Origin of the sequence: Mesorhizobium sp. M1A.F.Ca.IN.022.07.1.1 (genome assembly GCF_003997575.1) — a bacterium.
In the GTDB taxonomy this organism is placed as follows: domain Bacteria; phylum Pseudomonadota; class Alphaproteobacteria; order Rhizobiales; family Rhizobiaceae; genus Mesorhizobium.
The window spans coordinates 1-9,227 of sequence record NZ_RZST01000242.1; the positions used below are offsets into that span (position 1 = coordinate 1).

Consider the following 9,227-nt stretch of genomic DNA (forward strand, 5'->3'; position numbering starts at 1 on the left):
CGCAAGACATGCCGACAATCAAGGCGAGAACCCGAAAGGCAAAACGCGCAAGCGCCGCAAGCGCAGGCGAGGCCGCAAGGTTTTCGCACGTGATGAGAACGGCGGAATACCCTCGCCGGGGCCCGTCGCCGCTCCCGCCAGCCTTGCGCCTGAACCCGCGCCGATCGTCCCCAAGCCGCGACCGTCGCTTCCAAATGGCGCGCGCCCGTCGCATCAGGAACTGCCGGTATTCGCAGCGCTCGATCTCGGCACCAACAATTGCCGGCTGCTGGTCGCGGTGCCCGCCCGCCACGGCCAGTTCCGCGTCATCGATGCGTTCTCGCGCATTGTCAGGCTGGGCGAGGGGCTTTCGGCCAGCGGGCGGCTCGGCCAGGCGGCCATGGACCGTGCCGTCGAGGCGTTGAAGGTCTGCGGAGACAAGCTGCGCAACCGCAAGATCAGGAAGGCGAGGCTGATCGCCACCGAGGCCTGCCGCTCGGCCGAAAACGGCGTCGACTTCCTCGAACGGGTCGAGCGCGAGGCCGGTCTGAAGCTGGAGATCATCGATCGCCAGACCGAGGCCCGGCTGGCCGTCTCCGGCTGCGGCTCGCTGGTCGAGCGCGAAACGCGCGGCGTGGTGCTGTTCGACATTGGCGGCGGCTCGTCCGAGATCGCATTGATCGACCTCACGCGCGGCCAGCGCTCGCCGCAGCTTGCCAACCACATCGTCTCCTGGACGTCGCTGCCGGTGGGTGTCGTCTCGCTCGCCGAACGTTTCGGCGGCCGCACGGTGACGCGCGAGACCTTCGCCGCCATGGTCGATGACGTTGCGGTGCGGCTCAAGGCCTTCGACGGGCGCAACCGGCTCGCGCATGTGCTCGCCAGTCCGAATTTCCATCTGCTCGGCACCTCCGGCACGGTGACGACGCTGGCCGGCGTCCATCTCGACCTCGAGCGCTACGATCGCCGCCGCGTCGACGGGCTGTGGATGGACCGTCAGAGCGTCGACCGCATGGTGGAAAAACTGATCGGCTGGGATTTTCAGCAGCGCGTCGCCAATCCCTGCATCGGCGCCGACCGCGCCGACCTGGTGCTTGCTGGATGCGCCATCCTGGAAGCGATCCGCGGCGTGTGGCCGTCGGAGCGGCTGCGGGTCGCCGACCGCGGCCTGCGCGAAGGTATATTGAGCGAACTGATGGCCGATGACGGCGTCTGGCGTCATGACGGGCGTGGCCGGCAATGAGCAGGAAGCCAGAGAAGCCGGGCTCGGCCGGCATGCGCGTGTTGAAGACCCGGATCAAGAAGAAGAGCGGCCTGAAGGAATCCTCGCGCCGCTGGCTCGAGCGGCACATGAACGACCCATATGTGCAGCGCTCCAAGGCCGATGGGTACCGTTCGCGCGCCGCCTACAAGCTCACCGAGATCGACGACAAGCATCATCTTTTGAGACCCGGCATGAAGGTGATCGACCTCGGCGCCGCGCCCGGCGGCTGGTGCCAGGTGGCGGCGGCCCGCACGAAATCGAGCGCGGAAAACCCGCATGTCGTCGGCATCGACTATCTTGAGATGGACGCGGTGCCGGGCGCTGTCATCCTGCAGTTGGATTTCCTCGATCACGACGCGCCGCAAAAGCTGTCAGAGGCGCTCGGCGGTCAGCCCGATGTCGTGCTGTCGGACATGGCTGCCCCCACCACCGGGCATCGCCGGACCGATCATCTGCGCACCATGCATTTGTGCGAAGTGGCGGCGGATTTCGCCCTGCAGGTTTTGAAGCCCGGCGGCCATTTCCTCGCCAAGACCTTTCAGGGCGGGGCCGAGAACGAGCTGCTCTCGCGGCTCAAGCAGAATTTCCGCTCGGTTCATCATGTGAAGCCGCCGGCCTCGCGCGACGAGTCGGTGGAGCTTTACCTGCTGGCGAAGGAGTTCAAGGGGTAGCGCCTAACCTTCTCCCCTGGTCAGGAGAGAAGGGAAAGGTGGCGCTCATTTCCCCGCGGTCCCCACCGCCTCCAGCGTCTTCGGCGTCGTCAATTTGCCATGTCCCGACACCGCATTGCCGGCGTCCGGCGCCAGCCGCATGAAGGTCAGCGATGCCGCCGCCGAAACCGCCGCGACGATGAAGAAGGCGATGTGGAAATCGCCAAGCGTCAGCGGGCCGCCATGGATCGAAGTCGACACTTCGAGGATGCCGCCGGCCAGCGCCACGCCGAGCGCGATCGACAACTGCTGGAACACGGCAACGATCGGCGTCGCCTTGCTGGTGTCGGCGGTCGATACTTCGGCGTAGGACAGCGCGTTGACGCCGGTGAAGAACATCGAGCGGATGAAGCCGCCGACCAAAAGGATCGCGAGCATCAGCGCATAGGGGGTTGCGGGGGTGAAAAGGCCGTAGATGGCAATCGAGCCGGCGGCGATCAGCGATCCCCAGACCAGCACCCGCCGGAACCCGGCGAGCCTGAAGAGCAGCGCGGTGACGAACTTCATGCCGATGGCGCCGACCGCGGAGACGAAGGTGATCATACCGGACTGGAACGGCGTCAGCCCGAAGCCGATCTGGAACATCAGCGGCAGCAGGAAAGGCACCGCGCCGATGCCGATGCGGAACAGCGAGCCGCCGAGCACGGAGGAGCGGAACACCTGGTTTCTGAAGAGCTCCAGCGCCAACAGCGGGTTCCTGGCGCGCCGAGCATGCAGCAGATAAAGCACGCCCGAAACCAGGCCGACGGCAACGGTAATGAAGCCGGCGATCGGCGGCAAAGCGGGGAGGCTGACCACCGAGAGGCCGAAGACGATGCCGGACGCCGCGAGGCCGCTGAGCACGAAGCCCGGGAAGTCGAGCGGCGGCGTTTTGGCGGGGTCGGTTTCCGGCAAATAGCGGGTGGCAAGCCAGATGCCCAAAAGCCCGATCGGCACGTTGATCAAAAAGATCCAGTGCCAAGTGAAATAGGTGGTGATGAAGCCGCCGATCGGCGGGCCGACCAACGGCCCGACGAGCGCCGGCACCGTCAGCCATGACATCGCCGCGACGAGCTCGCTTTTTGGCGTCGCGCGCACCAGCACCAGGCGCCCGACCGGCGTCATCATGGCGCCGCCCATGCCTTGCAGGAAACGCGACACCACGAAGGCCGGCAGCGAATTGGAGAAGGCGCAGGCGACCGAGCCGGCAATGAAGACGGCGATCGCGGCGCGAAACACGTTCTTGGCCCCGAACCGGTCCGCCATCCAGCCGCTAATCGGAATGAAGATTGCCAGCGACACGAGATAGGCCGTCAGCGCCAGCTTCAGCGCGATCGGGCTGGTGTGGATGTCGATGGCGATTGCCGGCAGCGAGGTCGCGATCACGGTCGAATCCATGTTCTCCATGAAAAGTGCGACCGCCAGGATGAGCGGGATGATGCGGTTCAAGGGGACGCCCTGATTTGACTTCGCGATTCCGGGCCTGGCTTTGGGGGCGAGCCGGCACGCCGGGGCGGTACCACCAATTGGCCCGGATGTCGCATTAATTTGCTGTCACTTTTGTGCGACCGCAACCCTCGCTGGGAATAATCGCGCGCGCCGCTTGATAAACAGAGCCTCTGGGTTTTTGTAGTGAAAATAACTACAGGTTATGCAGCCATGGACGAAACCGTTTCGGCAGCCGATGCCAATCGCAGGTTCTCCCACATCCTGCGTGATGTACGCGAGGGCCACAGCTACGTCGTGACCACCCATGGGCGGCCGGTGGCGCGGATCGTGCCTGCGCAGAAGCACGAGGGCGTGGCCTCCCGCTCGCACGCAGCATTGCTGTCGCGCCTCGAACGGCAGCCGATCCTCAATGCCGGACACTGGACCCGCGATGAACTTTATGAGGACGATCGGTGAAGGTCGCCATCGACCCCAACGTCCTGGCCTATGCTGAGGGCGTTAACAACGCGGAGAAGCGCGACGCCGTTATCGAACTGCTACGCAACGTTCCACGAGAGGCCGCGGTCATTCCGGTCCAGGTGCTGGGCGAACTGTTCAATGTTCTCGTCCGCAAGGCCGGAAGACATTCCCAGGAAGCTCGGGATAAGCTGCTTAGCTGGAGCGACGCCTTCGCGGTTGCCGGAACGACGCCGGAAGTGATGATGAAGGCTGTCGATCTTGCGGCAGACCATCGTTTCGGCATCTGGGATGCTGTCATTCTTTCGACTGCTTCGCAAACGGGTTGCCGGCTACTCCTGTCGGAAGATCTGCAGGATGGCTTTACCTGGGGCGGTGTAACCGTCGTCAATCCTTTTGCATCGCCGCGGCACGCTCTGCTGGATGCTCTCCTAGGTGCGGAATAGGAACCTGAAGCGTCTCGCAACGATCGGCTTTTCATCGCCTGCGGGACGTGTTACCAGCCAGCGCCAATCCTGAAAGGGAAGATGAGAGTCGGCGCTGGCCATTTCGGCCCAGCGCCTTTTCCGCATTCAAAAAGGACTGGCCATGGCAAAAATCATCGAGACGTCCACCGGCGCATTGGCGCTGACCTTCGACGACGTGCTGTTGCAGCCCGGCCATTCGGAGGTCATGCCCGGCGAGACCGATATCCGCACCCGCATCGCCACCGACATCGACCTCAACGTGCCGATCCTCTCGGCCGCCATGGACACGGTCACCGAAGCGAGGCTGGCGATCGCCATGGCGCAAGCCGGCGGGATCGGCGTCATCCACCGCAATTTCTCGCCGGCCGAGCAGGCCGAGCAGGTCAGGCAGGTGAAGAAGTTCGAATCCGGCATGGTGGTCAATCCCGTTACCATCGGCCCCGACGCCACGCTCGCCGACGCCCTGGCACTGATGCGCGCTCATGGCATTTCCGGCATTCCGGTGGTCGAGAACGGCGGCACCGGCGGTCATACGGTCGGCCGGCTGGTCGGGATCCTCACCAACCGCGACGTGCGCTTCGCCTCCGATCCGTCGCAGAAGGTCTACGAATTGATGACCCGTGAGAACCTGATCACGGTGAAAGAGAATGTCGACCAGGACGAGGCCAAGCGCCTGTTGCACAAGCATCGCATCGAGAAGCTGGTGGTGGTCGACCGCAAGGGCAATTGCGTCGGCCTGATCACCGTCAAGGACATCGAGAAGTCGCAGCTCAACCCGCACGCCACCAAGGACGCTCAGGGGCGGCTGCGCGCCGCGGCCGCCACCAGCGTCGGCGACGACGGCTTCGAGCGCGCCGAGCGCCTGATCGATGCCGGCGTCGACCTTCTGGTCATCGACACCGCGCACGGCCATTCGCAGCGCGTGCTGGACGCGGTGACGCGTGCGAAGAAGCTCTCCAATTCGGTGCGCATCCTGGCCGGCAACGTGGCCACCGCCGAGGGCACGCAGGCGCTGATCGATGCCGGCGCCGACGCCGTCAAGGTCGGTATCGGTCCGGGCTCGATCTGCACCACCCGCATCGTCGCCGGCGTCGGCGTGCCGCAGCTCTCGGCGATCATGTCGGCGGTTGAGACGGCTGAGAAGTCGGGCGTGAGCGTCATCGCCGATGGCGGCATCAAATATTCGGGCGATCTCGCCAAGGCGCTCGCCGCCGGCGCAAGTGCCGCCATGATCGGCTCGCTGCTTGCCGGCACCGACGAGAGCCCGGGCGAGGTCTATCTGCACCAGGGCCGCTCCTTCAAGGCTTATCGCGGCATGGGTTCGGTCGGTGCGATGGCGCGTGGCTCGGCCGATCGCTACTTCCAGGCCGAGGTGCGCGACACCTTGAAACTGGTTCCGGAGGGCATCGAAGGCCAGGTTCCCTACAAAGGACCTGTGGCTGGCGTGCTGCACCAGCTTGCGGGCGGCCTGAAAGCCGCTATGGGTTATGTCGGTGGGCGCGATCTTGCCGAGTTCCGCGAACGCGCCACCTTTGTGCGCATATCAAACGCCGGACTTCGTGAAAGCCACGCCCATGACGTCACGATCACCCGCGAAAGCCCGAACTATCCGGGCGGACTTTGATCAGGCGGACGAGCGGCCGGATCGCTTGGGGCTATGGCGCAACCTGATCGTCACGGTGTTGCGCCTGTCGCGTCACGCGGCGGCGCTCTCGATTGGGTCCGCGGCGATCTTCATCGCCATGACGGCGCTCGAGTTCTTTTATTTCCGCCACCTGAGCGGCGGGCTTCCTTCGCTCGACATGCGTGTTACCGGCTTCACGCCGGATGAGGGCATGGCATGGCTGACGGCGCTCGGCCGGCGCGGCAGCGAGATCATCATCGTTTGGCATTATCTGACGTTTGATCTGCTCTTCCCGGCGCTGCTGTCGCTCACCTTGCTCAGCCTGATCCTGGCCTTCGGCAGGCGGCTGAGCACTTTCCGCTCCATGCCCGCGCAATTGAAGGCGCTGTCGGCACTGGTCCTGGTGTTGCCCTATACGATCGCCGACTACGCGCAGAACTTCGCCGTGGCGCGGCTTTTGTCGGATTTCCAGTCGGCCAATCCCGACTCGCTGGCCTTCGCCTCGTCGCTGACCGTGACAAAGTTCACGCTTCTGGCGATCCCCTTCGCGGTCGTTGCGGTCCTGGCGCTTGCCGGGCAGCGGCGGCGTTAAACGGTAGGGGCAAGATGAACCAGACCGCCATCTTCTGGCCGATGCTGGCGCAGGTGCTGCTGGTCTACATCGTCTATCTGGTGATGCTGAAGCGGCGTTATCTTGCCGTGAAGTCCGGCGAGGCCAAGATCAGCCAGTACAAGGTCCGCTCGACCGAGCCGGCCTCAAGCGTTACCGTCGCCAACAACCTCATCAACCAGTTCGAGCTGCCGGTCCTCTTTCACGTGCTATGCTTGGCGCTGTTCGTTACCAATGGCGTGAATTACCTGACGCTGACGCTGATGTGGCTCTTCGTCGTCACGCGCTATGTGCACGCCTGGGTGCATCTCACCAGAAACTATCTGCTGCACCGCAGCCGCGCCTTCTTCCTCGGCGCGGGCATCCTTCTCGTCGCCTGGATCTGGTTCGCGCTGCACCTGCTTGGGGCGGTGTAGATTGATGCATGTCGCCCAGAAGCGTGCGCGGTTCTGGGACAACGACACGCCATGAAATTCAAGTATTTGAAGCGGTTGCCGGAATGCGTTTCGGCGCGACGCGCTTTAAAGGTCGAACACCGCTATCCTGCGCTTGTCGAACTTGATGCCGATCTCGCCGCGCACCAGTCTAAGCGCCTGTTCGCCAAACACGGCACGCCGCCAGCCTTGCAGCGCCGGCACGTCGGCGGCATCACCCTCGGCGGCGATGCGGTCGATGTCGTCGCTCGAGGCGAGCACCTTGGAGGCGACGCCTTCCTTCTCGGCGACAATCCTGAGCAGCACCTTGAGCAGTTCCGCCGCCGCGCTCGAGCCCTCCGGCGGCTGGAATGTCTTCGGCAGTTTGGGCATCGCTTCCTTCGGAAGGGAAAGGGCGGTGTTGACGGCGCTGAGCAGCGCGGTTGCCGTCGCCGAACGCTCCCAGCCCTTCGGCGTCGTCCGCAGCCGCCCCAACGCAGTCGCGTCGCGCGGCGCCTGTTGCGCGATTTCGTAGATCGCATCGTCCTTGAGCACGCGGCCGCGCGGCACGTCGCGCTCGCGCGCCTCGCGTTCGCGCCATGCCGCCACCGCCTGCACGATCGCCAGCTCCTGCGGCTTGCGCAGCCGCATCTTCAGCCGCTTCCAGGCATCCTCCGGATGCGGATCGTAGGTCTGGCGCGAGGTGAGGACGTCCATCTCCTCATTGAGCCAATGGGCGCGGTCCTCGCGCTTCAACTCGGCGCTGAGGTGCTCATATACCTTGATCAGGTGGGTGACGTCGGCGAGCGCGTATTCGAGTTGCTTGTCGGAGAGCGGCCGGTGCCGCCAGTCGGTGAAACGCGAGGATTTGTCGAGCCGCGCGCCGGTGATGCGCTGCACCAGCTGATCGTAGGAGACGCTGTCGCCGAAGCCGCAGACCATGGCCGCCACCTGCGTGTCGAACACCGGATGCGGCACCAGGTCGCCCAGATGAACGATGATTTCGATGTCCTGGCGTGCGGCGTGAAAAACCTTGACCACCGCTTCGTTGGCCATCAGCCGGAAGAAGGGTTTGAGGTCGATGTCGGGCGAAAGCGGATCGATCAGCGCCGTCACGCCTGGCGCGGCCATCTGGATGAGGCAGAGGATCGGCCAGAAGGTCGTTTCGCGGATGAATTCGGTGTCGACGGTTACGAATTCGGACTTTTCGAACGCCGCGATGACGCTCTCGAGTTCTTTCTGGGTGGTGATGACGTGCATCAATTCGCTTTTGGCATCATATCAGGCCTCTTCAATTTCAGCCGCAAGCGCTTTCGTCAAGCCGCAGTTAGAGCAATTCCAGGAAAAGTGACGAACAGTTTTCCGTCCGTAATTGCGTAAAATCAAAGAGATAGAGCGGTTCGGCGTGTCCGCGAAACGCTGAAACACCTAATCCTGCTTGTCTAATCGCCACCCCGCCGCGCCAGCCGCGCGAATAGCGTCGACGTGCGCAAAAGCGCGGTGAAGCGGCTGCGGCTGCCGGCCGGCACACTCGACCGCACCTGCATGCGGTAGAGGATCACAATGATGAGAACGGCATAGACGACGGCGTTGAAAACGAACAGCGCGCTCGGCCCGAAATGTTGCATCACCGCCGAGGCCGCAATCGGACCGCCGATCGCGCCGAAGGAGTAGAACAGCATCAGCGCCGCGTTGATCAGCACGAATTCGCCTTTGCCGGCCCGGTCGTTGGCATGCGCGGCCGATAGTGAATAGAGCGGCATGGCGAAGCTGCCGAAGATGAAAACGATGATGAAGTTGAGGAACGGGTCGGCGCGCGCCACGAAGGCCAGCGCCAGCGCGGCAAGCATGGCGCAGCACGTCGTCGCCAGCAGCACCGAGCGGCGGTCTCGGCGGTCGGAGAGATAGCCAAGCGGATATTGGATGAGGGCGCCTCCAAAAATGCCGACGCTGACGAAGGTCACGACATCGGCAACCGACATGCCGATCTCCTCGGCATAGACCGGCGACAGCGTGCGAAAGGCGCTGTTTGTGACGCCGACGGCGATGCAGCCGATCGAGCCGAGCGGCGAGATCCGCCAGACGCGCGGCAGGTCGAGCTTGACGTCTTCCGGAGGCGCCGGGTTCGAGCGGTCCCCGAGCGAGACCGGCACCAGCGAAAAGGTGATCATCATCGACATGACGGCGAAGATGGCGAAACCGCCGGCGCCGAAGATCGGAATCAGGAATTGCGCGCCGGTAACCGAGCCGATGTCGACCATGCGATATATGGCGAG

General features: G+C 64.1%; 10 protein-coding genes. 7 read left to right on the forward strand and 3 right to left on the reverse strand.

What is annotated here, in order from left to right; translation table 11 throughout:
* Both EOA75_RS22890 and EOA75_RS22895 read left to right on the forward strand, forming a co-directional pair.
* The coding region (locus EOA75_RS22890) for a Ppx/GppA phosphatase family protein (protein ID WP_164747509.1) at nucleotides 1–1,222 on the forward strand (1,222 nt) is incomplete at its 5' end.
* On the forward strand, nucleotides 1,219–1,914 hold the full coding sequence (locus tag EOA75_RS22895) for an RlmE family RNA methyltransferase (RefSeq protein ID WP_067329957.1): 696 nt from the start codon (nucleotides 1,219–1,221) through the stop codon (nucleotides 1,912–1,914). The genes EOA75_RS22890 and EOA75_RS22895, both read left to right, overlap by 4 nt.
* A gap of 45 nt (nucleotides 1,915–1,959) precedes the next feature.
* Here EOA75_RS22895 and EOA75_RS22900 read toward each other — a convergent pair whose 3' ends face one another.
* The gene (locus tag EOA75_RS22900) at nucleotides 1,960–3,381 is read right to left on the reverse strand and encodes an MFS transporter (RefSeq protein WP_127325231.1); all 1,422 of its coding nucleotides are present in this window, start codon (nucleotides 3,379–3,381) and stop codon (nucleotides 1,960–1,962) included.
* A 210-nt stretch (nucleotides 3,382–3,591) separates the two neighbouring features.
* Between EOA75_RS22900 and EOA75_RS22905 the strand changes: the two genes are divergently transcribed.
* The 5 genes from EOA75_RS22905 to EOA75_RS22925 all read left to right on the forward strand — a co-directional run bounded on the left by EOA75_RS22905 (nucleotide 3,592) and on the right by EOA75_RS22925 (nucleotide 6,954).
* On the forward strand, nucleotides 3,592–3,837 hold the full coding sequence (locus tag EOA75_RS22905) for a type II toxin-antitoxin system prevent-host-death family antitoxin (RefSeq protein WP_095783229.1): 246 nt from the start codon (nucleotides 3,592–3,594) through the stop codon (nucleotides 3,835–3,837).
* On the forward strand, nucleotides 3,834–4,283 hold the full coding sequence (locus EOA75_RS22910; protein ID WP_127246925.1) for a PIN domain-containing protein: 450 nt from the start codon (nucleotides 3,834–3,836) through the stop codon (nucleotides 4,281–4,283). The genes EOA75_RS22905 and EOA75_RS22910 overlap by 4 nt, the downstream gene beginning before the upstream one ends.
* 142 nt (nucleotides 4,284–4,425) lie before the next feature.
* Nucleotides 4,426–5,928 carry an IMP dehydrogenase gene (guaB, locus tag EOA75_RS22915; RefSeq protein WP_067000642.1) on the forward strand — a complete coding sequence of 501 codons (1,503 nt, stop codon included), beginning with the start codon at nucleotides 4,426–4,428 and terminating at the stop codon, nucleotides 5,926–5,928.
* A 43-nt stretch (nucleotides 5,929–5,971) separates the two neighbouring features.
* Complete coding sequence (locus EOA75_RS22920) at nucleotides 5,972–6,520, forward strand: hypothetical protein (RefSeq protein ID WP_245322393.1); 549 nt, start codon at nucleotides 5,972–5,974, stop codon at nucleotides 6,518–6,520.
* A 14-nt stretch (nucleotides 6,521–6,534) separates the two neighbouring features.
* On the forward strand, nucleotides 6,535–6,954 hold the full coding sequence (locus EOA75_RS22925) for an MAPEG family protein (protein ID WP_067000646.1): 420 nt from the start codon (nucleotides 6,535–6,537) through the stop codon (nucleotides 6,952–6,954).
* 105 nt (nucleotides 6,955–7,059) lie between these two features.
* On the opposite strand, the gene rnd is transcribed toward EOA75_RS22925, so the two are convergent.
* Nucleotides 7,060–8,211, reverse strand: a complete 1,152-nt coding sequence (gene rnd / locus EOA75_RS22930; RefSeq protein ID WP_067329970.1) for a ribonuclease D — start codon at nucleotides 8,209–8,211, stop codon at nucleotides 7,060–7,062.
* Between the two features lie 182 nt (nucleotides 8,212–8,393).
* On the reverse strand, nucleotides 8,394–9,227 hold an 834-nt coding region (locus EOA75_RS22935), incomplete at its 5' end, for an MFS transporter (RefSeq protein ID WP_127325232.1).

Excerpts from the sequence above, each read along its gene's own strand:
- EOA75_RS22895 (WP_067329957.1), top strand. The coding sequence starts at position 1,219 with ATGAGCAGGAAGCCAGAGAAGCCGGGCTCGGCCGGCATGCGCGTGTTG.
- EOA75_RS22905 (WP_095783229.1), top strand. The coding sequence starts at position 3,592 with ATGGACGAAACCGTTTCGGCAGCCGATGCCAATCGCAGGTTCTCCCAC.
- guaB (WP_067000642.1), top strand. The coding sequence starts at position 4,426 with ATGGCAAAAATCATCGAGACGTCCACCGGCGCATTGGCGCTGACCTTC.
- EOA75_RS22925 (WP_067000646.1), top strand. The coding sequence starts at position 6,535 with ATGAACCAGACCGCCATCTTCTGGCCGATGCTGGCGCAGGTGCTGCTG.
- rnd (WP_067329970.1), bottom strand. The coding sequence starts at position 8,211 with ATGCACGTCATCACCACCCAGAAAGAACTCGAGAGCGTCATCGCGGCG.